The organism is Hymenobacter sp. UYAg731, from assembly GCF_054061335.1.
Genome location: NZ_JBSSEC010000006.1, coordinates 116,140 through 138,752, shown reverse-complemented (window position 1 = coordinate 138,752; position 22,613 = coordinate 116,140). Strand labels below are relative to the sequence as shown.

General features: G+C 61.5%; 20 protein-coding genes and 1 riboswitch. Of the genes, 9 read left to right on the top strand and 11 right to left on the bottom strand.

Translation table 11 applies throughout. The features are described from left to right. Nucleotides 1-33 precede the first annotated feature (33 nt). From ACVWYF_RS18635 to ACVWYF_RS18620, 4 genes are all read right to left on the bottom strand, one after another. A complete protein-coding gene (locus ACVWYF_RS18635) occupies nucleotides 34-1,095 on the bottom strand; it encodes a lipocalin family protein (RefSeq protein ID WP_457070813.1) in 1,062 nt (353 codons plus the stop codon). A gap of 39 nt (nucleotides 1,096-1,134) precedes the next feature. Continuing rightward, nucleotides 1,135-1,725, bottom strand: coding sequence for a hypothetical protein (locus tag ACVWYF_RS18630; protein WP_457070811.1), 591 nt, complete (start codon nucleotides 1,723-1,725; stop codon nucleotides 1,135-1,137). 156 nt (nucleotides 1,726-1,881) lie between these two features. After that, nucleotides 1,882-2,589: a carboxypeptidase-like regulatory domain-containing protein gene (locus ACVWYF_RS18625; RefSeq protein ID WP_457070809.1), complete on the bottom strand. Its 708-nt coding sequence runs from the start codon at nucleotides 2,587-2,589 to the stop codon at nucleotides 1,882-1,884. Between the two features lie 50 nt (nucleotides 2,590-2,639). Continuing rightward, entirely contained in the window at nucleotides 2,640-3,503 is an 864-nt protein-coding gene (locus ACVWYF_RS18620; RefSeq protein WP_457070807.1) for a carboxypeptidase-like regulatory domain-containing protein, read from the bottom strand. A gap of 127 nt (nucleotides 3,504-3,630) precedes the next feature. On the opposite strand from ACVWYF_RS18620, the gene ACVWYF_RS18615 reads away from it, so the two are divergent. The 6 genes from ACVWYF_RS18615 to ACVWYF_RS18590 all read left to right on the top strand — a co-directional run bounded on the left by ACVWYF_RS18615 (nucleotide 3,631) and on the right by ACVWYF_RS18590 (nucleotide 9,584). Continuing rightward, nucleotides 3,631-4,155 carry a hypothetical protein gene (locus ACVWYF_RS18615; RefSeq protein ID WP_457070805.1) on the top strand — a complete coding sequence of 175 codons (525 nt, stop codon included), beginning with the start codon at nucleotides 3,631-3,633 and terminating at the stop codon, nucleotides 4,153-4,155. 73 nt (nucleotides 4,156-4,228) lie between these two features. After that, nucleotides 4,229-6,010 carry an amino acid permease gene (locus ACVWYF_RS18610; RefSeq protein WP_457070803.1) on the top strand — a complete coding sequence of 594 codons (1,782 nt, stop codon included), beginning with the start codon at nucleotides 4,229-4,231 and terminating at the stop codon, nucleotides 6,008-6,010. 57 nt (nucleotides 6,011-6,067) lie between these two features. Beyond that, the gene (locus ACVWYF_RS18605; protein WP_457070801.1) at nucleotides 6,068-7,171 is read left to right on the top strand and encodes a sensor histidine kinase; all 1,104 of its coding nucleotides are present in this window, start codon (nucleotides 6,068-6,070) and stop codon (nucleotides 7,169-7,171) included. 36 nt (nucleotides 7,172-7,207) lie between these two features. Further along, nucleotides 7,208-7,879, top strand: a complete 672-nt coding sequence (locus tag ACVWYF_RS18600; protein ID WP_457070799.1) for a hypothetical protein — start codon at nucleotides 7,208-7,210, stop codon at nucleotides 7,877-7,879. 63 nt (nucleotides 7,880-7,942) lie between these two features. Beyond that, nucleotides 7,943-8,485: a transposase gene (locus tag ACVWYF_RS18595; RefSeq protein ID WP_457070797.1), complete on the top strand. Its 543-nt coding sequence runs from the start codon at nucleotides 7,943-7,945 to the stop codon at nucleotides 8,483-8,485. A gap of 118 nt (nucleotides 8,486-8,603) precedes the next feature. Further along, nucleotides 8,604-9,584: a lipid A deacylase LpxR family protein gene (locus ACVWYF_RS18590; RefSeq protein WP_457070795.1), complete on the top strand. Its 981-nt coding sequence runs from the start codon at nucleotides 8,604-8,606 to the stop codon at nucleotides 9,582-9,584. Nucleotides 9,585-9,666: 82 nt separating this feature from the next. On the opposite strand, the gene ACVWYF_RS18585 is transcribed toward ACVWYF_RS18590, so the two are convergent. After that, the gene (locus ACVWYF_RS18585; RefSeq protein WP_457070793.1) at nucleotides 9,667-10,719 is read right to left on the bottom strand and encodes a DMT family transporter; all 1,053 of its coding nucleotides are present in this window, start codon (nucleotides 10,717-10,719) and stop codon (nucleotides 9,667-9,669) included. Nucleotides 10,720-10,858: 139 nt separating this feature from the next. Here ACVWYF_RS18585 and hemA point away from each other — a divergent pair, with 139 nt between their 5' ends. Next, a complete protein-coding gene (gene hemA, locus ACVWYF_RS18580) occupies nucleotides 10,859-12,130 on the top strand; it encodes a glutamyl-tRNA reductase (protein WP_457070791.1) in 1,272 nt (423 codons plus the stop codon). 812 nt (nucleotides 12,131-12,942) lie between these two features. On the opposite strand, the gene ACVWYF_RS18575 is transcribed toward hemA, so the two are convergent. The 3 genes from ACVWYF_RS18575 to fdhD all read right to left on the bottom strand — a co-directional run bounded on the left by ACVWYF_RS18575 (nucleotide 12,943) and on the right by fdhD (nucleotide 17,053). Then, a complete protein-coding gene (locus ACVWYF_RS18575) occupies nucleotides 12,943-15,525 on the bottom strand; it encodes an FdhF/YdeP family oxidoreductase (RefSeq protein WP_457070789.1) in 2,583 nt (860 codons plus the stop codon). A 133-nt stretch (nucleotides 15,526-15,658) separates the two neighbouring features. Beyond that, nucleotides 15,659-16,006, bottom strand: a complete 348-nt coding sequence (locus ACVWYF_RS18570) for a DUF7009 family protein (protein ID WP_457070786.1) — start codon at nucleotides 16,004-16,006, stop codon at nucleotides 15,659-15,661. 153 nt (nucleotides 16,007-16,159) lie between these two features. Then, entirely contained in the window at nucleotides 16,160-17,053 is an 894-nt protein-coding gene (gene fdhD, locus ACVWYF_RS18565) for a formate dehydrogenase accessory sulfurtransferase FdhD (protein WP_457070783.1), read from the bottom strand. Nucleotides 17,054-17,248: 195 nt separating this feature from the next. On the opposite strand from fdhD, the gene ACVWYF_RS18560 reads away from it, so the two are divergent. Beyond that, nucleotides 17,249-18,529 carry a cation:dicarboxylate symporter family transporter gene (locus ACVWYF_RS18560; RefSeq protein WP_457071169.1) on the top strand — a complete coding sequence of 427 codons (1,281 nt, stop codon included), beginning with the start codon at nucleotides 17,249-17,251 and terminating at the stop codon, nucleotides 18,527-18,529. A gap of 134 nt (nucleotides 18,530-18,663) precedes the next feature. Here the strand turns inward: ACVWYF_RS18560 and ACVWYF_RS18555 are convergent, their stop codons facing one another. Together ACVWYF_RS18555 and ACVWYF_RS18550 are read right to left on the bottom strand one after the other, a co-directional pair. Continuing rightward, entirely contained in the window at nucleotides 18,664-19,191 is a 528-nt protein-coding gene (locus tag ACVWYF_RS18555; RefSeq protein WP_457070781.1) for a group I truncated hemoglobin, read from the bottom strand. A 90-nt stretch (nucleotides 19,192-19,281) separates the two neighbouring features. Further along, a complete protein-coding gene (locus ACVWYF_RS18550; protein ID WP_457070779.1) occupies nucleotides 19,282-19,707 on the bottom strand; it encodes a hypothetical protein in 426 nt (141 codons plus the stop codon). A gap of 448 nt (nucleotides 19,708-20,155) precedes the next feature. On the opposite strand from ACVWYF_RS18550, the gene ACVWYF_RS18545 reads away from it, so the two are divergent. Then, complete coding sequence (locus ACVWYF_RS18545; RefSeq protein ID WP_457070777.1) at nucleotides 20,156-21,337, top strand: putative sulfate/molybdate transporter; 1,182 nt, start codon at nucleotides 20,156-20,158, stop codon at nucleotides 21,335-21,337. Between the two features lie 400 nt (nucleotides 21,338-21,737). On the opposite strand, the gene ACVWYF_RS18540 is transcribed toward ACVWYF_RS18545, so the two are convergent. Next, nucleotides 21,738-22,172: an acyl-CoA thioesterase gene (locus ACVWYF_RS18540; protein ID WP_457070775.1), complete on the bottom strand. Its 435-nt coding sequence runs from the start codon at nucleotides 22,170-22,172 to the stop codon at nucleotides 21,738-21,740. A gap of 146 nt (nucleotides 22,173-22,318) precedes the next feature. After that, nucleotides 22,319-22,542: riboswitch (cobalamin riboswitch) on the bottom strand. Nucleotides 22,543-22,613: the final 71 nt, after the last annotated feature.

The window sequence follows — 22,613 nt, the reverse complement described above, 5'->3', positions numbered from 1 at the left end:
GCCCCATTCGCGGACTCGCAGAGTCCACGGTACTTACCGATTGGTAATCTCCACGTACGCCTTGCCCGTCACGGGCTGTCCATTGTGAGTGCCTTTCACACGACACATGCCTTCCCAGTAATACATGGTGAAGGCGTGGAAAAACCGTAGCGCCAGCTCCTGTTGGGGCACCAGCGGCTCCACGGTAAGGTCGTAGCCCTGGGCGGGCACCTGCACGCGCCAGGTGGCAGGGTACTTCTTTTTGGACGTTGGGCTGGTCCAGTACGTGAGGGGCGTGAGCTGGAAATCAGGGCCGGAGAGGTGTACGCTGGGGCCGGTAGCGCCGCTGAAAGTGCCGTTGTTGAGGTTTTTGCCGGTGGCGGAATTGCGCAGGGTGTTCAGCATGAATTCCTCCTGCGGCTGGTCTAGTTGGATGCTGAGCCAGTCCCAGCCCACGTTTTTGTCCACGATGCTGGTGCAGTTCCACTGCCGGTCGTACCACAGCTCGCCGGTTACCTGGCGGGTTTTGCCGGCCACGGTGAGCGTGCCGGTGGTGGCCAGGCGCGGGAAGGAATAATAGCCGGCCATGATGCCGTTGCCGTAGTTTTCGTAGCCGGTGCCGCTGTGCAGTACCACGTCGCGGGTGGGCCGGGTGGTCAGGTCGAGGGCGCAGCCGGCATTGGCCTTGCCGGTGAGGGCGGCTTGCAGGTGGTAGGCTCCCTCCTGCCCGTCAAACTTCCAGACCTGCCCGCGCTGGTGTTCGCGCAGCCGCAGCGGCAAGGAGTCGGTGAGCAGCACGGGCAGCTTGCCCAGCTTGTAGTCGAAGTGGAATTGCTGGCCCTGCGGGTCGGTCAGGGCCACGTTCACCATCTGCCAGTCCTGGCGGCCGTCTTTCAGGTTGAAGTGGAAGAACACGTATTCCACACCGAAATCCTCGCCGGTAGCCTGGTCGTGCAGGTGGCCGGTGAGGTACCACCATTCCAGCGAGTTTTTGGGATGTACGGCTTCCTCGTGGGGCAGCGCGGCGCGGGTAGCGGTGGGGTTGAAGCGGGTGGTGGGCCGGGGGGCGGCGCAGGCCGCCAGCAGGCAAAGGAGGGCAAAACGCAAAACTTTCATACCCTCTCAGAAGGCATTTTGGGGCCGAAAGGTTTGGAGTTAGTAACGGCTTTTGCGCGAACCTGGCAGCGCTACCGGGGACTCCTCAAACTTGGCTTTTCCTTTGCGAAAGCCGCGCTCCGGAATCGAAAGCAAACGGATAGCAAGCGGCGCGGGTGCTGCCCCCCCTCCAACATTAACCTCTACCGTCTGCCCTAAAAGCGCAAAAGGTACTCCCCCAACTCGCACTTTTATAACCCCGCTTTTTGCGGGTGCCCAATCAGCGGGAAAGGAAAAGGAAAATTCTCCTCGTTCGTTGGCAACCGTACCGTATTGGGTGTCGCCGAAGTACACTTTCGCTCCATCTTCCGGCACATTTAAGGAGTCATCCAGTACGACCCCGCGAATGGTAATCATGGCCTGAGTGGGATTTTGCCCAACCAGCGCCTGCCTGATGAGCAGCGGCTGCGGTGGCAAAGCGGCCGCCGAAACCTGCTGTCCACTCAGAAAAGCAGCTACCGCCAACAGCCATTGCCGGGGGCCACTCCACCGCTTCGGATGGTGCGGCACTATCGCCGGAGCCGGCATAAACGCGCAAACGCGCTGCCCTTTCCTACCAGCCATAAAAGCCAGCATTTCGGCGTCGCTCATCCGAGTAAAATCCACCACCTCCGTTTGGCAGCGGCTGCACTAGCGGCCGGCGGCTGTGGGCGTCATGGCAGCCCAACTTTCAGCACAGGGCTTCGGAATGGAAATCATGGTTTCAGGGGTTGAAGCTTAGCTTATGGCTACTGAGGAAGCGGCCTGCTACTTCTGCGGCGGGGCCACGGGCGGCTCGGGCATCCGAATTTTGCCCATCACCTTGCCCCGGTTGGGCACCGACTCCATAGGCACGACCAGCGGGGCGGGCTGGGGCGTGGCTTTCAGGTCCAGCACCACATCTTTAGGCTGGAAATCGAACGGATTACCCAGGAATTTTAGCGTGACACTGCCACTGGCAATGGGGGCCCAGTCGCGGGCCATTATCAGTTCGAAGTTGCCTTTCTCATCGGTGATGGTGCCGAACTGCGTGTCGTTTATCAGCACGCGCACGCCGGCCACGGCGGGACCACCGGCCCCGTCCAGCACCTGGCCGCGAATGATAAGCTGGCGCGCCGGGGTCATGGCCGGGTCGGTGGCCACGGTGGCGGTGGTGGGCACGGGCGGCTGCTGGGGTGCCTTGGTAGCGCACGACGTAGCCGACTGCCAGCCCAGCAGCGCGAGCCCGGCCAGTAGCCAGCGCCGCCAGCGCGTGGCCGGAGCCAATGGGGCCAACTGCGCCGAATGCGCCAGCGCGCACACCGGCCGCCCCCCCTGCCGGGCCATAAAGGCCAGAATTTCGGCGTCGCTCATGCGGGTGAAATCGACCACTTCGGTGGCGCAGGCGGCGCAGTGACGGCCGGCAGCGGTGGGCGACATATTGGCCCAGGGCTGGGCGCAAGGCTGCGGAATGGAGATGCTGAGGAGAGTGGCCATGCGGCGAAAGTAGCAGTTTTGGGGAAAGCAATAGGGAAAATGCGCCGGCATTAGCTGCGGCGGAAGGGCCGGGTGAGCCAGTATTTGCCCCAGTAGTAAAATGCTCGCGGGTGCCAGGGCGCGGGCGGCAGCACCGGCATGTACATCTCCATTACGCCCAGGACCTGGGTATTCAGCTGCATTGCTATCAATTGACTGGTACTGCCAAACCGTACCATCCGCTCTTCCGTCACAAAGCCGACACTACTGAATACCAGGGTTATGTCTTTATTCAGTGACGCTTCTGGCACGGGCAGCACAAAGCGCCCGTCCGCATCGGTAGATGTGCCCGTTGTAGTGCCTTTTATCAGCACCGTAACTCCCGGAATAGTTTCGTGCGCTTTGGCATCGATGATAGTACCCCGCAACCCGGGTGGCGTGGCCGTCAATGAATCGAGGTGAGCCGGCAGCATATCGTCGACTTCAGGTGCGCCCATTGTTGTTGGACTGGAATTGACCGACGGCCCTTCCGGAGTGGGGATTTCTGCCCCAAGCGGCGGCGCGGCCGGCACCGGGCCACCCCAGTAGCGGGCGCGCCATTCGGCCGGGGCTTGCGCCTGGGCCACCACCCCACTGCCTTCCCGCAGGCCCCAAACGGCCACAGCGGCCGCCAGCCAGGCCCGCCACCGGGCCGTTGGGGCAGCCGGGGCGGCGCGCTGCAACGGCCGCTCCAGCTGCCCCGCCGCGAAGCGCCCGCAGGTGCGGCCATTCGCGGCTCCGGCCAGGTAGGCCAGGATTTCGGCATCGGTTTTCAGGGTGAAGTCGACCACCGTCTGGGCGCAGGCGGCGCAGTGGCGGCCAGCGGCGGTGGGCAACATGGCGGCCCAGTTTTCGGGGCAGGGCTGCGGAACGGACAGGGAAACGGCGCGGCGCATGGAATATTGGCGAAGAAGTATGCCCGGAAGATGCCGGCCGCCAAAAAAATACACACACGCCCCCACCCAAATTCCGTAACTTAGCCATACCCTTTACTCGGGCCTTCCCCCACTTACGTTTGCTGCCATGCTCCATTTTTTTCGCATTGCGCCGCTGGCGCTGGTTTTGTTGCCCCTGCTGAGCCCCGCCCAAACGCGCACCACCGCCGCGCTCGGGCTGGAAATTCCGGCCCCGGCCCCGCCCAGCCAGGGCCATTTTCTCACGGGAGCCTACGTGGTGGGCAACTACACGCCACTGCCCACGGCATCGGGCTACAGCTACGCCATGCAGCCCTACCTGCGCTACCAGCTGGGCAGCAGTGCCAAGGGCCGGCCGCGTCCCTTCGTGCAATACAGCTTTGTGCCCTACCGCCTGCAAGGCAACGGGGCCGGCATGCTTTATAACCCCGGCGATGCCCTGCTCAACCCAGGCTTTGCCCCACTGGCCCAACGCCCCGCCCCTTTTGGTGGCTACGGCAGCCCCAGCAACTACGGTGGACTGGGCGCTTTTTCGGTGGGAATCCCCATGCAGATTGGGCGCGGCTCGGCCGTGCTGAACATCGGCGGCTCGCTGGTCGAAAGCGCGTTCATGCAGTCGCTGCACTTGAGGTAGCCGGGGCCGCGCGGGCCGCAACCCGCGCCGGGGCGTTATCTTTTGCCCCTCAAACCCGCCCCTCCCACCTTACATGAGTTCTGAAAAGTCGCTTTTCCGCCGCAAAACCATCGCGGCCATTCTGCAAAACCCACCCGCCGACCACGAAGGCCATTCGCCCGGCGGCCTGGAGCGCCACCTCACCGTGCGCGACCTCACGGCCTTGGGCATCGCGGCCATTATCGGGGCCGGCATTTTCAGCACCATCGGCAAGGCCAGTCTGGACGGCGGGCCGGCGGTGTCGCTGCTGTTTGTGTTCACGGCCATTGCCTGCGCGTTTTCGGCGCTGTGCTACGCGCAGTTCGCGGCCACCATCCCGGTCAGCGGCTCGGCTTACACCTATGCCTACGCCTCATTTGGCGAGCTGGCGGCCTGGATTATTGGCTGGGCGCTGATAATGGAATATGCGGTGGGCAACATCGTGGTGGCCATTTCGTGGTCCGATTATTTCACGGGTTTGATGGACGGTATCGGGCTGCACATCCCGCTCTGGCTCACGATGGGCACCCAAACCGGCCACGCCGGCTACGATGCCGTGCAGACGCTGGTGCAGTCGGGCAAGTCGCTGGCCGAGGCTACGGCCGCCGTATCACCGGCCCAGCTCGACGGCTACAAGGCCTGGATGCAGGCCCCGGCCCTGTCCGACAGCCTGCATCTGGTTATCGACCTGCCGGCCTTTGCCATCACCGTGGCCATTACGGCGCTGGTGTACGTGGGCATCAAGGAAAGCAAAAACGCCTCCAACCTACTGGTGCTGTTGAAGTTGGTAATCGTGTTCATCGTGATTGTGGTGGGCGCGTTCTACGTGAACCCCGATAACTGGCACCCCTTCGCCCCCAACGGCGTGGGCGGCGTGCTCAAGGGCGTGTCGGCGGTGTTCTTTGCCTACATCGGCTTCGATGCCATCTCGACCACGGCCGAGGAATGCAAGAACCCGCAACGCGACCTGCCCAAGGCCATGATGTATGCCCTCATCATTTGCACCGTGCTGTATGTGATTATCACGCTGGTGCTTACGGGCATGGTGTCGTATAAGGAACTGGGCGTGGGCGACCCGCTGTCCTTCGTATTTGCCAAGGTGGGGCTGTCGCGCCTGTCGGGGCTGGTGGCGGTGAGCGCGGTGTTTGCGATGGCCTCGGTGCTGCTGGTGTTTCAGTTGGGGCAGCCGCGCATCTGGCTCACCATGAGCCGTGACGGGCTGCTGCCCTCGGTGTTCTCGCGCATTCACCCGCGCTTTCATACGCCTTCGTTCGCCACCATCGTCACGGGCTTCTTTGTGGCGGTGCCGGCGCTGATTCTGAACATGGATTTGGTGGTCGACCTCACCAGTATTGGTACGCTGTTCGCGTTTGCGCTGGTGTGCGGCGGCATTCTCATCATCGACCCGTATGGCAAGTCGGAGGCCCGTTTTAAGGTACCGTACATCAACGGGCAGTGGCTGGTGCCGCTCATTCTGGCCATTGGGGCTTACCTGGTCTACCGTTTCAATGCGACCGGCAACCATGAGTTCTGGCTCGATGCGACCGGGCAGCACGGCTGGCTGCAGACCGATGCGGTGAGCGGCAAAGTGACGGGCGGCTTCGCCCACCAGATTCCCACGCTGGTGTTCCTGCTGTTTTGCGTGGGCATGAGCGCCCTGTCATTCCGCAAAAAGCTCTCCCTGCTGCCCACCCTGGGCCTGCTCATCAACCTGTACCTGATGACCGAGCTGGGCATCAGCAACTGGACGCTGTTTTTCGTGTGGCTGCTGATTGGGCTGGCGGTGTACTTTGGCTACGGCTACAAAAATTCGAAGCTGAACCGGGTGATGGCTTAGCTGTTTGCCATCGGGTCAGCGCTTGCTTACTGCTCACCCTTTGCCTGCAAACTCCTTATGCTCCCACTCGCCGAACTATTCCAGCACCTGCTCGAAGGCAGCCCGCTCACGACTTTTGTGTATAGCGTGGCGGCCCGCCGCTTGCTCTACGTGAGTGCGGCCTACGAGCAGCTGTTTCCCGGTGCCCGGTGCGCAGACGCGGATGCCGACCTGCCCCGCCTGCTGCGCTACTTGCCCGCCGATGACCAGGCCTACGCCCTGCATTGCCTGGGCCAGCTGGCGGCCGGCGAGCTGTGCGACGACCTGCTGCTGCGCGTGCAGCCCCGCCCCGAGGTGCCCCTGCGCTGGCTGAGCATGCAGGCCTGGTCCGCCGTGGGCAGCGATGGCCAGCGGCTGCTCTGCGGCACGGTGCAGGACGTGACGGTGGAGCAGGAGTACCTGCGCAACGCCGACAAGTACATGGCCAAGAAGAACACGACGCTCGAAATCCTGTCGCACGACCTGGCCGGGCCATTCAATATGCTCCAGCAGCTGGCCACCGTGCTCGGCGAGCGCACCCAGGCCCTGGATGACCCGCTGGTGCGCAAGCTGATTGGGGTGATGGAGAACACCTGCCGCGACAGCGTGAACCTCATTCGCGACTTCGTGGACGGCGAGTTTATGGACTCGGCCAGCGTGGATTACAAGGCCATTCGCGTGGATTTGGTGCAGAACATCGGTCAGGTGGTAGACACGTACCGGCAGGGAGAGCACCTGGTGTCCAAGCACTTCGCCTTCCAGCATTCGCAGCCCACCCTGTACGTGGAAATCGACAACAACAAGTTTTTGCAGGTGATTAACAACCTGATGTCGAACGCCATTAAGTTCACCAACGAGGGCGGCCGCATCACCGTGGGCCTGGCCCAGCACCCCGACCATGTGCTCGTGACCGTGGCCGACGACGGCATCGGCATTCCGGCCCACCTGCTGCCCGTGCTCTTCGACCGTTTCACGCCGGCCCGCCGGCCCGGCCTGCGCGGCGAAAAAACCACCGGCCTGGGCATGCACATCATCGAAACCATAGTGCGGCTGCACCAGGGCCGCATCTGGGTCGAGAGCCAGGAAAACGTGGGGACGACGTTTTATATCAAGCTGCCGGCCACGGCTGTGGCGGCGGGTTGAGTGCGTTTTGGCGTAACACCGATTACTTTCAGCGCCATGAGAATTATTCTTATGATATGGCTGGCTTTTTTTGTTGAGTCAGGAGCATATGCCCAAACAGCTGCTACACCCAGATTCCCGGCCACAGGGCGGCTGCTAGCCGATTTTATTCCGGCCGGTTACGATACCCTGCGGCTTGGTTATGCCACGGGCGACCTGAACCACGATGACCGGCCCGACGTGGCCGCCCTGCTCTATGCGGCAACGGCCGACTCCAGCAACCCGGCCGATGGGCCACCGCCGCGATTGATAATTTTGTTTGGCACCGCAACAGGCTACGCGCTAGTCGAAAGCACAGCCCACGCAGTGCTCTGCGACAATTGCGGAGGCCAGGGCTCCGACCCGTTTTCTAGCCTGCGCATCCGGGCCGGAGTGCTCATCATCGAACACTTCACCTATACGGGGTGGTATCGTCGCACAGTTGCCCGGTTTCGATATCAGCACGACACTTTTTACCTGATTGGGGAGCTAACCGAAGCGGGCCGCAACGACGGTGACTGCCCCAACCTGGCAGGCCCCGCTGGTTGGAATTACCGCGACACCAACTTTGTAACGGGCGACTATCAATTCGAAGAGATTTCGGAAGACTGTAAGCGGCTGGCCAAGAAGCGTGGCAGGAGCAAACCCACTCCGTTGCGCCGGCTGGCGGATTACACAGTCGAACCCTGAGCCTCCCCAACACGCTTCCCACAGCTACCTAATCCGTGAAATTCCAAAAACTCATCTAATTCCGTGACCAGCCTGCTCACCTTCCGCCTGCACGGCACCATGCCCGCCGCCACCGGCCGCGAGCTGGCCGCCGGGCTGCGGCAGGCCCGCGAAGCCGGCACCGACCACTACCGCGCCCAGAAGCAGTTTTTCGCCAAGTTCGATGCCGTGCTGGACCGTGCTCCCATCGGCCCCAGCTTTTTTGAGGATGAGAAAATAGCCGAGGTGCTGGCCGGTGAAATCATGATGCTGGAGGAAGTTGGTTTAACCGTTTACGGCTTCGCCATTCTGCCTAACCACGCGCATTTCGTGGTGCATTTGCCTGAAACCAGCAACCTTTCTTTCGCCAAAGCCATCGACCTGCTGCGCCTGCGCTCCGGCACCGCCTGCCGCCGCCTGGTGCGCCCCAGGCTCCCGCCCGAAGCCGAGTTCTGGCAGATGGGCTGGTTTGCCTACGAAGTGCAGGACGAGGCCGAGCTCACCCGCCTGCTGGCCTACGTGCGCGGCAATGCCCGGCAGGCCGGCCTGTCCGCCCGCTTTCAGGAGTGGCCCTATGCGAATGAGTAGAACGTGAATTCCTTGAACGTCGTGCTGAGCGCAGCCAAAGCATGACGGCCTGGCTCTTACCACCAAACCAGCGCACCTCCAATCCTCGCCGCCCGCCAGCGCGTACCTCCCGTCACTTATGCGCCTGCTGTTTCTTGTGCTTCTATTCTCGCTGCCCCGGCTGCTGCCAGCGGCTCCCGCGCCGGCCGATACCCTGCACCCCATCAGCCCGGCCCGGCTGCTGCGCTACACCTACGCCAACGACCTGTTTTTTCGCACCGATTATTATTTCACGCAGGGCATGACGCTTACGCTGGTGCATCCGGTGCTGGCGCGGCTGCCGGTGCGGCACCTGCTGGCGGCCGGCACGCGCGGCAGCACGCAACAGCACGGCCTCACGCTGCGCTACGACGGGTTTACGCCCCTACGCATTCAGGACCCATTTATTCGGGTGGGTGACCGGCCGTATGCGGCGTATCTGTACGGCTCGTTTTTCCGCGTCAGCAACCAGCCAACGCGGCATCAGCGGTTGACCACGGCGCTGGAACTCGGCTTCATCGGCCCGGCGGCGGGCGGCAAGGAGCTGCAAACCGCCATCCACCGCGTCACGGGCAACGCCGCGCCGCGTGGCTGGGATTATCAGATTCGCAACGCGCCCATCATCGGCTATCGCGTAGCGTTTGAGCGGCAACTGCTGGCCACTGGCCGCCACGCCGAGCTGCTGGGCTCTGCCGAAGCCTCATTGGGCACGCTGTACACCTACGCCGGCACGGGGCTGCGGCTGCGGGCGGGAAAATTCAGCCCCTATTTTGCCAATCCGGGCACCACATATTCGGAGCGCCGCGATGAGCCGAAACCCTGGCAATTTTACGGCGAAGCCACGCTGGAAGGCCGCCTCATCGGCTACGATGCCACCTTGCAGGGCAGCCCGTTCACCCGCCGCGACCCGTACACGCTGGCCGCTGGCGACGTGCGCCGGGCCGTTTTGCGCAGCTCCGGCGGCATGGTGCTGGCCCACGGCGGGCTGAGTTTTGCCGCCACGGCCACTTGGGTTACGCCGGAATTTACGGGCGGCCGCTCGCACCGCTGGGGGCAGTTGAGCGTGATGAAAGCGTTTTGACGCTTCGCTTAATGAGGAACGAGGAATTTCGGCCCCACCCGGTCATTTCCCAATTCCTCATTCCTTTATTAAGACGCAGGTGTCATTTCGCCCGGTGAATGATGAGCACGCCGGCCAGAATCACCACCATGCCAGCAAAATGCCACAGGTTGAACGCCTCGCCATCCAGCGCGCCCCAGGCTAGGGCTACGATGGGAATCAGGTAAGTACTGGAAGAAGCAAACAGCGCCGTCGATTGCTGAATCAGTCTATTAAAGAGCACCATGGCCACGGCCGTGCTCATGGTGGCCAGCAGCGCGATGTAGCCAAACGCCGCCCAGGCCCCCGGCACGGTGGCCAGCTTGTGCAGAAAACTGGTACCCAGCAGCAGATATGCCAGCGCCGGCCCGCCGATGAGCAGCAGCAGCACCGACGTCACGGCCACCGGCGTCATGCCACCCAGCTTGTGCTTTATCACGTTCACACTCAGGCCGTAGCCCATGGTCGCAATCAGAATATAGATGCCGTACCAGGCGTTGCCCTCGCCGGCGGGCGTGGCATCGCCGCCGCTGCCGCCGAGCAGTAGCATCACCACCGTGCCCACCAGCCCCAGCGTGATGCCCAGCACCCGCAGGCCCGTCAGCCGCTGCCGGAACAGCAAGGCCCCCACCAGCAGCGTGAACACCACCGTGAGGGCGTTGAGCACGCCCGCCAGCCCCGAGGCCAGCCGCGTTTCGGCATAAGCAAACAGAAACGCCGGAATCAGCGTGCCCACCACCCCACTCAGGGCCAACCACTTGAAGCGGTTGCGCTCGACGCGCCCCACATGGCGCAGGGCAAACGGCAGCAGTAGCAGCGCCGCCACGCTCACGCGGGTAGCGCCCAGCTCCATGGCCGAAAACACCACCAACCCCTTCTTCATCAGAATAAACGACGTGCCCCAAATGGACGCCAGAATGACCAGCAGCATCCACGCCACCGGCGAGGTCACGGCCGGCGCGGGAGCGGCCAAGGCTTCGGTGGCTTCGAGGGACGCGGTTTCGTCGGCAGAACCCGGCAGGGTGGTTTCATTGGCCACTCTGGGTCCCTCCGAAGCAACCCCGGCGGGCACCGGCACGAGTGGATAATCGGGAGCGGGTGGAGTTTTGGTGAGCATGGCACAAAGGTACGAGGCCCGTGAAGGGCGGGCTTCCAGATTATTGCGCAATTGCCCGAACCGGAGAGTTGCATTGGCTGTTTCATACTTGCCGATTCCTGCCGTAATTTTGTCGTCCGGTTTCGTGCCGATTTCATCTATGTCGCATCCGTTCAAGGCCGTCAGCCTCTCCTTCAAGAAAGCCCCGCTCGCCATCCGCGAGCTGCTTTCGCTGGACGAGGCCGCCTGCCGTCGCTTCCTGAATACGCTGCACAATGAGCTGGGTCTCACCGACCTGCTTGTGCTGAGCACCTGCAACCGCACCGAGGTGTACTACGCCGCCGAGGACGACCGCAGCCGCGAAATCATCCTCGCCCTGGGCCACCTGAAAGACCGCGCCGACATCGGCCAGTTCCTGCCCTACTTCGACCTGCTGCCTACCGCCGACGCGGCCGTGCAACACCTGTTCGAAGTCGCCATGGGCCTCGATGCCCAGGTAGTGGGCGACCTGCAAATCAGCAACCAGGTGAAAATGGCCTACCAGTGGGCTGCCGACGCCGACGCCGCCGGCCCCTTCCTGCACCGCCTGCTGCACACGGTTTTCTTCACCAACAAGCGCGTTCAAACCGAAACCAGCTTCCGCGACGGGGCTGCCTCGGTCAGCTACGCCGCCCTGGAATTGGTCGAAGAATTGACCGCCGACGTGGCCAACCCCAAAGTTCTGGTAGTTGGGTTAGGTGAAATCGGGGCCGATGTGTGCCGCCACTTGGCCGCCAGCAAGGCCTTTGGCGAAGTCACGCTCTGCAACCGCACCCGCGCCAAAGCGGAGGAACTAGCCGCCGAGTGCCACATGCGCATCGTGGAGTTTGAAGGCCTCGTGCCTGCTTTGAAAGAAGCCGACGTTGTCATTTCATCCATCAACCGTAGCGAGCCCTTCTTCACCCGCGAACTGGCCGAGCACCTGGATGTGCTCAGCTTCAAGTTCCTGATTGACTTGAGCGTACCCCGCAGCATTGCCGCCGATGTGGAGCAAGTGCCCGGCGTGCTTGTCTATAACATCGACGCCATTCAGAGCAAAGCCTCGGCCGCGCTGCAAACCCGCCTCGAAGCTGTGCCGCAGGTGCGTGCCATCATCGCCGAAAGCATTGCCGGTCTCAATGACTGGGCCAAGGAAATGATGGTGTCGCCCCTCATCCAGAAAATGAAGGCCAACCTCGAAACTCTCCGTCAGGAAGAGCTCGACCGTTACCAGAAACGCGCCACCCCCGCCGAAAGCAAGCTCCTCGACGAAGCCACCCGCTCGCTGATGCAGAAGATTCTCAAGCAGCATGTGCTCCAGCTCAAAGCCGCCTGCAAGCGCGACGATGGCGGGCAATGGGTGGAATTGCTGGGCGAGTTGTTCGACATGGAGAAGACGGGTGAGACGGCGTAGCCTCACCCCTGCCCTTCTCGGGAGGAGAGGGGGCACTGAAAGTGCTTCAAAGGCTACTTTTATCATGAAAAAGGCTCGCTATTCAGCGGGCCTTTTTGGCGTATCAGCCTTTGCTTAAATCCTTTTTCATCACTGTTTCCAACAATTAAAAAATAAATTTTTAATCAATTGTAATGCAGTTATTTAATTCACGCCTTCTCTCAAACCCCAATCACTATCAATACCTTTACACAGCACGGTTAATCCACCTCACCTCGGCGGTCTTTGAGAAAAGACAAAGCCCCGGCCGGTGGAACGGTCGGGGCTTAAAAGAAGAAGGTGGTTGAGCACCTAATTCTCCCTGAAGATGAGAAACAAGCGTGTAAAACCGGGAGCCAAGTTTCGACTTGACTTCCAGCTGTCCGATGAGCTAGTGAAGTGGCTTGTCGGACTTGCAGTAGGTAGTGGCGCCCTTTCGGCAGCCATTCACTACTTGTAAGAGGCGGCAAGGGGCTGGGCCGGGAGGTTCGGCCCCTTGTTTTTTGGCGTTGTTACGCTGCAAATCTACAGCAAGTTTCCAAATATCCGGACAGTTTCGTACAACAGTTTTTGTTGGTTATTATCAGATCATACTTAAAAATCAGTTTGTTGCCTCTTGAATTCAACAAAACGTTTTGTTGAATTGGTTTTCCTCAACGCTGTAATTTTCCAATTATCTGGAAATATAAAGCCCCGACACTGCAAAGTGCCGGGGCTTTTCATATCTCAAGTCTTTCTGCATCGAGAGAACGGATTGCCGCGCTACGCTCCATTCGCAACGACAGACGTGCCCGTTACGCCATCATCGCCTCGCGCTGCTTAATGCGCTTGTCGTTGTTCACCGCCGTGGGCACCACCGTTACCACCACGTATTTCGAGGTGGGCGTGTTGCTTATTTTGGCTACGCTAGTAATGGGCACCAGTGGGTTAGCCTCGGGGAAGTAGGCCGACACGTTGCCTTTCGGGATGTCGTAGGGCACGGCCACGAACTTTTCTACGGTGCGCTCTTCGCCTTGGAAATGGCTGGTGATGTCGATGAGGTCCTTGGCTTTGATGCTGCGGGCGGCCATATCGGCCGGGTTCATGAACAGCACGCGGCGCTCGTTGTGGATGCCGCGGTACCGGTCGTTGTACTCGTAAATCGTGGTATTGAACTGGTCATGCGAGCGCACGGTCATCAGGATAAGCTGGTCGGGCGCCACGTCGTACTTCTCCAGCGTGGTGGTGCTGAAGTGGGCCTTGCCGTCCTTGGTCGTGAACTTGCGCTCGCGGGGGCCGTTGGGCAGGTAGAAGCCGCCGGGCTCGCGCAGCTTCTGGTTGAAGTCCTCGAAGCCGGGGATGACGCGGGCAATGCTTTCGCGGATGACATCGTAGTTCTCCGTCATGGCCACCCAGTCGGTGCGGGTTTTGTCGCCGAGCGTGGCAATGGCCATGCCGCTGATAATGGCCACTTCGCTGAGCTGGTCGCCGGCCAGCGGCACCAGGATGCCCTTGTTCTGGCTTACCACGCCCATCGAATTTTCGCAGCTCGTCATCTGGTGGCCAGCCTTCTGCATGTCGATATCGACGTGGGCGAAGGTGGGCAGCAGCAGGCTGGTTTCGCCTGTGGTGAGGTGGCCGCGGTTGAGCTTGGTACCTACAAACACGGTCAGTTTCTGCTTGCGCATGGCTTCGGCGATGAACTCGGTATCGGGGCCGGCGGCCAGCAGGTTGCCGCCCAAGCTGAAATACACCCGGGTTTTGCCGGCGTGCATGGCCTTCAGGCTCTCCACCACGTCGAGGCCGTCTTCGCGCGGCGCGGTGAATTTGAACTCCTTTTCCAGCGCATCAAGGAAATCACCTTTCACGCGCTCCCAGATGCCCATCGTGCGGTCGCCCTGCACGTTGGAATGGCCGCGCACCGGGCAGGTGCCCGCGCCGGGCTTGCCGATGGCCCCTTTCATAAGGTGCAGGTTCACAATTTCCTGAATCGTTTCGACGCCCTTGCGCTGCTGCGTGACGCCCATGGCCCAGCAGGTGATTATTTTCTGCTTGTGGGCGATGATATTGGCCGCTTCCAGCAGCTGGGCGCGGCTGATGCCGCTGATTTCCTCAATCTCGGCCCAACTCGTGTTGCGAATGTTCTGCTCGAACGAGTCGAAGCCTTCGGTGAATTCGGCAATGAAGCTGCGGTCCACCACCTGGCCGGGGTTCAAATCCTCGGCCTCAAATAGGTGCTTCATGATGCCGCGTAGCAGGGCCATGTCGCCGTCCACGCGCACTTGCAGGAACACGTCGGTGATTTGGGTGCCGTCGCCCATGAGCGCGCCTAGCGCCCGCAGCGGGTTCATGAAATCCTGCGGGTTTTTGAAGTGGTTCAGGCCGGCCTCAATCAGCGGATTCACGCTGATGATTTTGGCCCCGTTGCGCTTGGCAATTTGCAGGGCCGAGAGCATGCGCGGGTGGTTAGTGCCCGGGTTCTGGCCAATGATGAGGATGACCTCCGCCTCGTGAATGTCGTTGAGCGTGACCGAGCCTTTGCCCAGGCCCAGCGTGGGGCTCAGGGCCGAGCCGCTGCTCTCGTGGCACATATTGGAGCAGTCGGGCAGGTTGTTGGTGCCGTACTCCCGGGCAAACAGCTGGAACAGGAAGGCCGGCTCGTTCGGGATTTTGCCCGAGGTGTAAAACACGGCTTCATCCGGTGTTTTGCAGGCGTTCAGCTCTTTGGCGATGAGGTCGAACGCATCGGGCCAGGCAATGGGCGAGTAGTGGTTATCGCCGGGGCGCTTCACCATCGGGTGGGTGAGGCGGCCGGCGTTGTTCTGGTCGCGGTCGGTGAGCTTGGACAGCTCGGCCAGGCTGTGCTTGGCGAAAAATTCGGGACCGGCGGCCTTATCATCGGCATCCGAAGCCGTGGCTTTGGCCCCGTTCTCGCAGAACTCGGCCACCGAGCGGTGCTCATCCGGGTCGGGCCAGGCACAGCTGGAGCAGTCGAAACCGTTCTTCTGGTTGAGGCTGAGCAGGGCTTTGGTGCCGCGCCCCACGCCGCCCTCGCTCCAGCTGAACTGCATGGATTTTACCACGGCCGTGACGCCGGCCGCGATTTTCTCTCGGCCTTCGAGTCGTAGGCCGGTGAGGGCTTCGGGCGGCTGGGCCAGGATGGGGTGCAGGTACTTAGCCTCCATGGTGGGTGGGGCCGGAATGTGCTCCTCAGCGGGCGGGGTGTGGGCGCTGGCTTCGTGCATGGCTTTGGTAGGGTTGTCAGCGGTGGGAATTTCGTGGTCGGCTACCGGGGCGTGGCCCTGGTCGGGGCGCTCGCCGCTGGTGGGAGCATGCTTGGCCAGCTGCTCTTCGGTCTTGCCAGCCTTGCTGGGGTCAGTCTGCGGGGAATCTTCCATGGTCGAGTTAGGAGTTAAGAGTTAGAGGTTAAGAGTTTGGTTAGCAGTGGGAGTTGGTTCGCTTAAAACATTGCCACACGATAAGTAGACGTCCGGCAACTCTTAACTCCTAACTTTTAACTCGTAACTGAAATCAGTGTCGGCAGTCCAGGTCCTTCTCAACCAGAATACGGAGGAACTGGTTTTCAGCTAATGGCAGGTTGTGCGAAAAGCCGTTCTGGTCGGTTTCAACCCAGGTTTTGGCCAGGGTGAGGGGGACCAGTACGGTGAGCGCGCCGGGCTCGTAGTGGATTTGCACGGGCTCTTCGTCGGGCATGGTTTGGGGCCGCTCGGAGCCGCGTTCCAGGGCGTAGGTGAGGCGCTGGGCGGGGCCGAGGCCGAAATGCACGGCCCCCTCAACCCGGCCTGTCGAGGCGAATTCGTCCAGCTCGCCCTGGGAGAGGCGCAAGCGCAGGGTGTCGTCTTCGATGCGGAGCTTCATAAGTGAAAGTTAAACGGGCGGGCGGGTTGGGCGTTGCCGAACTATAGGTATTAAGCAAGTTTATGTGCCACGGCGCGAGGTACAGTTGCCGCAAAGGACGCAGCGGTAACCCGCTGAGGTTCGTAGAGCTGTTCTGGCACGCCCCGGCGAACCTCAGCGGGCTACCGCTGCGGCAACCTCCGTTTGCACCCGCCAGCCGTGGCTATAGATGTTGAACCGCTCGTTGCGCACGAAACCCAGCACCGTCATCCCAAAGCTCTCGGCGGCCTGAATGGCCAGGCTACTGGGCGCGCCCACGGCCGCCAGCACCCCAATTCCGGCCGCCGCCGCCTTCTGCACCAGCTCGAAGCTAACCCGGCCGCTCACCAGCAAAATGTGCTGATGCAGCGGCAGCCACCCGGCCAGCAGCGCTGCGCCAATCACCTTGTCCAGCGCATTGTGGCGGCCCACGTCTTCGCGCAGCAGCAGCAGCTCACCGGCCGGGGTAAACAGCGCGGAGGCATGCTGCCCGCCGGTTTGCTCAAAGCCGGCCTGGGCGGCACGCAGCTTCCCGGGCAGCTGATGCACCACGGCGGCGCGCAGGTGCGGGCCGGTGGCGGGCAGCACCGGGCAACTGGCGGTACGCACGGCATCGATGCTGGTTTTACCACACACACCACAACTGGAGCTGGTGTAAAAATGCCGCTCCATGGCCGCAAAATCGACTTTTACGTGGGCGGCCAGCTCGGCGCGCACCACATTGCCGGCTTCCTCGACCTTCTGCACGTCGGGGCAGGGAATGATGCCGAGCAGGTCAGCTTTACTTTGGATAATGCCTTCGGTGAGCAGGAAGCCGGCGGCCAGTTCCTCGTCGTGGCCGGGCGTGCGCATGGTCACGGACAGGGTGCGGTGCTGACGCGGGCCGTCGGTTTCGTAGCCCACGCGGATTTCGAGCGGTTCTTCGGCGGCGAGCTGGTCGGAGGCGGGCACGGGCGGGCCGCTGCCGCTCACCTTCTGGATGGTGGCGAAGTCGTAGCTGGCGGCGGGGAGCAGGATGGCAGGGTTCATAGAAAGCAGGTTGTTGGCAGGATTGTCATGCAGCGCGCAGCGCAGCATCTTGCCCGCAGTAATGTAAACCAATCATTCAGAAAAAAGGATTGATGGTAGGGGGCAAGATGCTGCGTTGCGCGCTGCATGACGTTCTTGCGGCCCCTTTCCGGTCTAACTCTGCCCCAAATTTCCCTGCCTGCGCTGCCTATGAAAATCAAAAAAATCACCCGTAACCTCACGTTTTGGGTACTGCTGGCCATCGGGGCCGGGGCGCTGCTGGGCCACTTCCGGCCGGCCCTGGCCGTGCAGATGGAGCCCCTGGGCAAGCGCTTCATCGACGTGGTCAAGCTGTTCATCAACCCCATTATTTTCCTCACCATCACGCTTGGCATCAGCACCATGGGCGATTTGAAGAAGGTGGGGCGCATCGGGGGCAAGGCGCTGCTATACTTTGAAATCGTGACCACGCTGGCCCTGCTCATTGGGGTGGGCGTGGCGGCGCTGGTGCGGCCGGGGGCAGGCGTGAGCACCGGCAAGCTCGATACCGGGAAGGTGGGCGAGTTCACGAAACGGGCCACGGAGTTCTCCTGGGGCCACTTTCTGGCCGATAACCTGACCTTGCAGGTGCTCATCGTGGCCATCGTGCTGGGCATTGTGCTCAGCAAGTACGCCGGCCGCAAGCCCATCATCCACTTCCTGAAGCAGTGCTCGAAATACGTGTTCCGGGGGCTGCACCTAGTGATGCTGCTCGCGCCCGTTGGCGCATTTGGGGGCATGGCCTTCACCATTGGCAAGTACGGCATCGCCACGCTGCTCCCGCTGGGCAAGCTGATGGTGACGGTGTACCTGACCATGGGCCTGTTCGTTTTTCTCATTCTGGGGGCCATTCTGCGCTACTGCGGCATCGGCATGTGGTCGTTTCTCCGCTACATCAAGGCCGAATTGCTGATTGTGCTGGGCACGTCCTCATCCGAGGCCGGCCTGCCGGGCCTAATGGAAAAGCTGGAGGGCATGGGCTGCGCGCAGCCGGTGGTGGGGCTAGTGGTGCCCACGGGCTATTCCTTCAACCTCGACGGCACCACGATTTACCTCTCGCTCTCGACCCTGTTTCTGGCCCAGGTGTTCCATATCGAGCTTTCGAGCGCGCAGATTCTGACCATGATGGGCATCCTGATGGTGACCAGCAAGGGTGCGGCGGGCGTGGCGGGCAGCGGCTTCGTGGTGCTGGCCAGCACGCTCACGGCCATGAAGGTGATTCCGGTGGAGGGCCTGGCCCTGCTGCTGGGCGTGGACCGGTTTATGTCGGAGGCCCGCAGCATCACCAACTTCATCGGCAACGGCGTGGCGACCATTTTCCTGGCCCACACCGAAGGCGAGTTGGACCACGAAATGGCCGCCGAAGCCTTGGGCAAGCGACTGCGGCCGCTGCGTTTCCGGCGCGGCCTGACCAGCGGCGAATACCTGGGCGAAGTGGCCGAGAAAGCGGCGGAATGAGGTGCAGCACGTCGCACTGGATGCCCCAGCGGCGTTCCCACGAACATTATATGACGCAATATGATGCAAAAACCCCGGATACTTCCCCGCCAATGCAGCAAGGAAATATCCGGGGAGCTACTGAACCGAGCAGGCTAGTGGCCTACCACGTCGCGCCGCATTACGTCGATGAGAGTAGTAAACTCGGCCTTTTCCTTGGCCGGGATGTTGCGCTTGGCCAGCGCATTGTCGAGCAGCACCCGCCACGCATCGTACTCGGCATCGGTGATGTGCATGCCGGTGTGGACGTTCAGCATGCCGGGACCCTGGTACTTGAGCGGGCCGCCGGTGATTTCCGAAAACTGGTCCACCACGCTGTTGCGCAGGCGCGTGAGGCGGGTGGGGTCGGTGGGCGCGGCACCATTCACGCCGTTCACGGCGTTGAGCATGGGCAGGTGCGTACGCAGCATCACGGAACTGGCTAGGCCGGTTTCGGCACCTACGTTGGCCACCATCTGGTCGGTCAGGGCCTCAATGCCGGCCGCGCCACCCATGCGGATGAACAACGACTCCTGCGGGGCAGGCGTGGGTGCCGGCGCGTCTTTCGACTTGCTGCAAGCAGTGGTAAATAAGCTGGCGGCCAGAAAGCAGGCACCAACTAAAGAGCGTTGAAGTTTGTGCATAAATAAAGAAAAAAGGGAAATGGGGGAAACAGGGGTGATTATTGTCCGCTGTAGGCAGCCATAGCTGATGCTGAGGCCGGCCGGAAGCGCTTACACGGAAACGAACAAACGGCGCAGGTTCAGGGCAAAGCGCACTTTGTCTAGGAACACGAAGTACCCGGCCGGCACAGGGCATTGGCGGGCGGTACTCGTCTGGACCGGGGGATTGGTTATCACCCGAAAACCGCTCTGTCCAATGGCTCGGTAGAGGTCATCGGGCGTCGCCTCGTCGGGGTGGTATACCAGGGCAATGCAGCTGGTGCGTGGGCTCACGCTGCACGCGGCCACGCCGGGCTGCGCGGACAGCCGGGTTTCCAGCGTACGGGCGGCATCGGGGCTTTCCAACGGAGCCAGCTGCCAGATGACGGAATCGGCCGGCTGCATGTAATGGTGCATTTCGGGGGCCTGCCAATTGGCCCAAACGAGTATAGCTACGGGAAGAACCAACCACCACCACCGGCGTAAACGTGCAATCATAGTCAAATAAGAAGAGAAATTTGCAATTAGACGGAAAAACTGTAGCGAAATAGAAGTTTTTGAGGAATGCAGCTGAATAAATGCAAGGCCAGCGCCAAGGATGATAATCCTTGGAGAGTATGATACCTGACCGCAATCCGACTTCGCTAGGCCATTACTGGTGCCCTGGCCAATTGGGGCGCTGCCAACACAAGGCAGGAAAAGGGCATCTTTGTGGCCGCGTAGAATAGGAAATAATCAGTGTGGGAAGGGCTACAAAATTATAGTATACCCGATGTCTTTGTTGAAGGCATTACCCATATATAGTGAACAAAAACTTTAACTTTTAGATAAACCATCCATAATCGGAGGTGAACCTGGCAACGCCCCCGATGAACTCTTTTTTTCTCCGTAAACTGCTGTAGCACACGAATTTTTAATATTTTTACGTCTACTGTCGCATAACCATTTGACTCCTAACGCCGCCCTCCCCCGCCCTGCTCCTGCCCGCCCGCCCATCCGCTTCGACCGCAACGAGCTGGCCGGCGCGTTTGGCGACCTCGGCACCGATTTGCCGCTGCTCATCGGCGTCATCGCCGCCTCGGGCATCGACAGTGCTTCGGTGCTCATCCTGTTTGGCTTGATGCAGGTTTTTACCGGCCTGTGGTACCGGATGCCTATGCCGGTGCAGCCGCTCAAGGCCTTCGCGGCGCTGGTTATTGCCCAGAAAATCCCGGGGCGCGTCATCTTTGGAGGGGGGCTGGCCATTGGCATCAGCATGTTTTTCCTGTCGATAACCGGGCTCATTGATGTGCTGGCGCGGCTGGTGCCCAAGGCCGTGGTGCGCGGCATCCAGTTCGGGCTGGCCTTGCAGTTGGCCACGCTGGCCCTTACCAAATATGTGGGCGCCGATGGCGCGGCGGGCTACGCGCTGGCGGCGGCGGCCTTTGCCGTGACGGTGGTGCTGTTTGGCAACCGGCGCTGGCCGGCGGCGCTCATCGTCATTGCCCTGGGCGTGGCGTATGCGCTGGTGTTCAAACTCGATTTGGCCACGGCGCAGCGGGCAGTGGGCCTGCACCTGCCCACCTGGCACCTGCCGCAGTCACAGGATATTCTCACCGGCGCGGTGCTGCTGGCGCTGCCCCAGATTCCGCTCTCGCTCGGCAACTCCATTCTGGCCACCAAGCAGGTGGCGCAGGACTTATTTCCGGAGCGCGAGCCGCTCACCATCCGTAAAATCAGCTTCACCTACGCGCTGATGAACCTAGTGAACCCGTTTTTCGGGGGCTTTCCGGTGTGCCACGGCTCGGGCGGCATGGTGGGGCACTATGCGTTTGGGGCGCGCACGGGCGGCTCGGTGGTCATTTATGGCAGCATCTTTCTGGTGATGGGGCTGTTTTTCAGCCAGGGCTTTGCCGAGGTGGTGCAGATTTTTCCGCTGCCGGTGCTGGGCGTGCTGCTGCTGTTCGAGGCGCTGTCATTGGCCACATTGCTGCGCGACGTGAGCACGAGCCGCGCCGATTTGTTAGTGGCGCTGCTGGTGGGGCTGCTCTGCGCCGGCCTGCCGTATGGGTATTTGGTGGGCTTGATTGTGGGCACGGCCATTTACTACGCCATGCAGCGCGGCTGGGTGGGGCTGGGGAAGCACTAGCCCCGCTGGCCCACCCCAAACTATGGGCGGTGGTTTGGGGCTTAAACCCGCCTCCCATAGTTTGGGGTGGAGGAATTAAGGCGAAAATCAGCCAGCCATAATTTGGGGTGACGGGTTTTGGTCCCAAACGCACCAGCCATAGTTTGGGGTGGCGGGCTTGGGCTTAAAACCGGCCAACCCAAACTATGGAAGAAGAATTTAGCGCCAAACCCTGCTCCCATAGTTTGGGGTGGGTTGTTTTGGCCTTGCAGATGGTGTTCGCTGGTAGGGCCACCTTTAGCTCCAAACCCAGCCCTACCAACGTTGGTAAGGCCATTTTTGGCCCCAAGCCCATCGTTACCAACGTTGGTAGGGCAGGAATTAAGACCAAATGTGGTCCTACCAATGTTGGTAAGGCCCGCTATGAGGCCAAAGGTGGCGTTACCAGCGTTGGTGAGGCCGACGGTTCTTCGGCGAGAATCCGCACGGGCTGCTTGTGCTCGTCCACGGCCACGAAGGTGAACAGGCCGGTCACGGCCTTGTGGCGGTCTTCGGAATACATCTGCTCCACAAATAGCTCGACGCGCACTTTGAGGCTGGTACGGCCGACGTGCTCGATGTTGGCCACCAGCTCCACCAGCGAGCCGCCGGGAATGGGGTGCGTAAAATCGACCCGCTCGGAAGACACGGTCACCATTTTCAGGCGCGAAAAGCGGGTGGCGGCGATGAAGGCCACCTCATCCATGAGCAGCAGCGTGGTGCCACCGAACAGGGTGTCGTAGTGGTTGGTGGTGTTGGGGAACACGGCTTTGAAGATGCGCGTTTCGGCGCGGGCAATGCGGTCGGCAAGAAGCATGGGCAACGGGGTGAGGGGTGAGAAACGGCCTCCGTTTGCATTCAAGCCCCTTATTGCCAAAGCCCGCCACCGGCCGCACGCCGCCCCGGCCGCGCCCCAGGCGCGGCGGCACGGCACCGCCGATGCCAGCCCCAAAGCGCGAGGGCAGCATCACTCGGCGGCCGGCAGGTCTCCTGACTTATTTCGGGCCGGCCCCGCCCTTCTCGGCCCGGTTTCAGGGGGCCAATGGGCATGCGTGGAGCCACCGGCTCCGGCTGGTGAAGGCCGGGAAACTCACAGTAGCGCGTCTGTTCGGGAGTTGCACCCGATTCCCTTTTAATCTTTACCCCGGCCGAAACCGGGGTTAAAAACCGTCCGCTGATTAAAGGAAATCAAACCGAGAACCAACGCGGCGAAGGTACGGGCGGAACGCTGAAACGAGTAGGGGCAAGCCCTCCGGGT

Coding starts and splice junctions, on each gene's coding strand:
- ACVWYF_RS18600 (WP_457070799.1), top strand. CDS start 7,208: ATGAGAATTATTCTTATGATATGGCTGGCTTTTTTTGTTGAGTCAGGA.
- ACVWYF_RS18620 (WP_457070807.1), bottom strand. CDS start 3,503: ATGCGCCGCGCCGTTTCCCTGTCCGTTCCGCAGCCCTGCCCCGAAAAC.
- ACVWYF_RS18550 (WP_457070779.1), bottom strand. CDS start 19,707: ATGATTGCACGTTTACGCCGGTGGTGGTGGTTGGTTCTTCCCGTAGCT.
- ACVWYF_RS18610 (WP_457070803.1), top strand. CDS start 4,229: ATGAGTTCTGAAAAGTCGCTTTTCCGCCGCAAAACCATCGCGGCCATT.
- ACVWYF_RS18630 (WP_457070811.1), bottom strand. CDS start 1,725: ATGAGCGACGCCGAAATGCTGGCTTTTATGGCTGGTAGGAAAGGGCAG.
- ACVWYF_RS18590 (WP_457070795.1), top strand. CDS start 8,604: ATGCGCCTGCTGTTTCTTGTGCTTCTATTCTCGCTGCCCCGGCTGCTG.
- ACVWYF_RS18605 (WP_457070801.1), top strand. CDS start 6,068: ATGCTCCCACTCGCCGAACTATTCCAGCACCTGCTCGAAGGCAGCCCG.
- fdhD (WP_457070783.1), bottom strand. CDS start 17,053: ATGAACCCTGCCATCCTGCTCCCCGCCGCCAGCTACGACTTCGCCACC.
- ACVWYF_RS18570 (WP_457070786.1), bottom strand. CDS start 16,006: ATGAAGCTCCGCATCGAAGACGACACCCTGCGCTTGCGCCTCTCCCAG.
- ACVWYF_RS18615 (WP_457070805.1), top strand. CDS start 3,631: ATGCTCCATTTTTTTCGCATTGCGCCGCTGGCGCTGGTTTTGTTGCCC.
- ACVWYF_RS18585 (WP_457070793.1), bottom strand. CDS start 10,719: ATGCTCACCAAAACTCCACCCGCTCCCGATTATCCACTCGTGCCGGTG.
- ACVWYF_RS18635 (WP_457070813.1), bottom strand. CDS start 1,095: ATGAAAGTTTTGCGTTTTGCCCTCCTTTGCCTGCTGGCGGCCTGCGCC.
- hemA (WP_457070791.1), top strand. CDS start 10,859: ATGTCGCATCCGTTCAAGGCCGTCAGCCTCTCCTTCAAGAAAGCCCCG.
- ACVWYF_RS18575 (WP_457070789.1), bottom strand. CDS start 15,525: ATGGAAGATTCCCCGCAGACTGACCCCAGCAAGGCTGGCAAGACCGAA.
- ACVWYF_RS18625 (WP_457070809.1), bottom strand. CDS start 2,589: ATGGCCACTCTCCTCAGCATCTCCATTCCGCAGCCTTGCGCCCAGCCC.
- ACVWYF_RS18540 (WP_457070775.1), bottom strand. CDS start 22,172: ATGCTTCTTGCCGACCGCATTGCCCGCGCCGAAACGCGCATCTTCAAA.
- ACVWYF_RS18555 (WP_457070781.1), bottom strand. CDS start 19,191: ATGCACAAACTTCAACGCTCTTTAGTTGGTGCCTGCTTTCTGGCCGCC.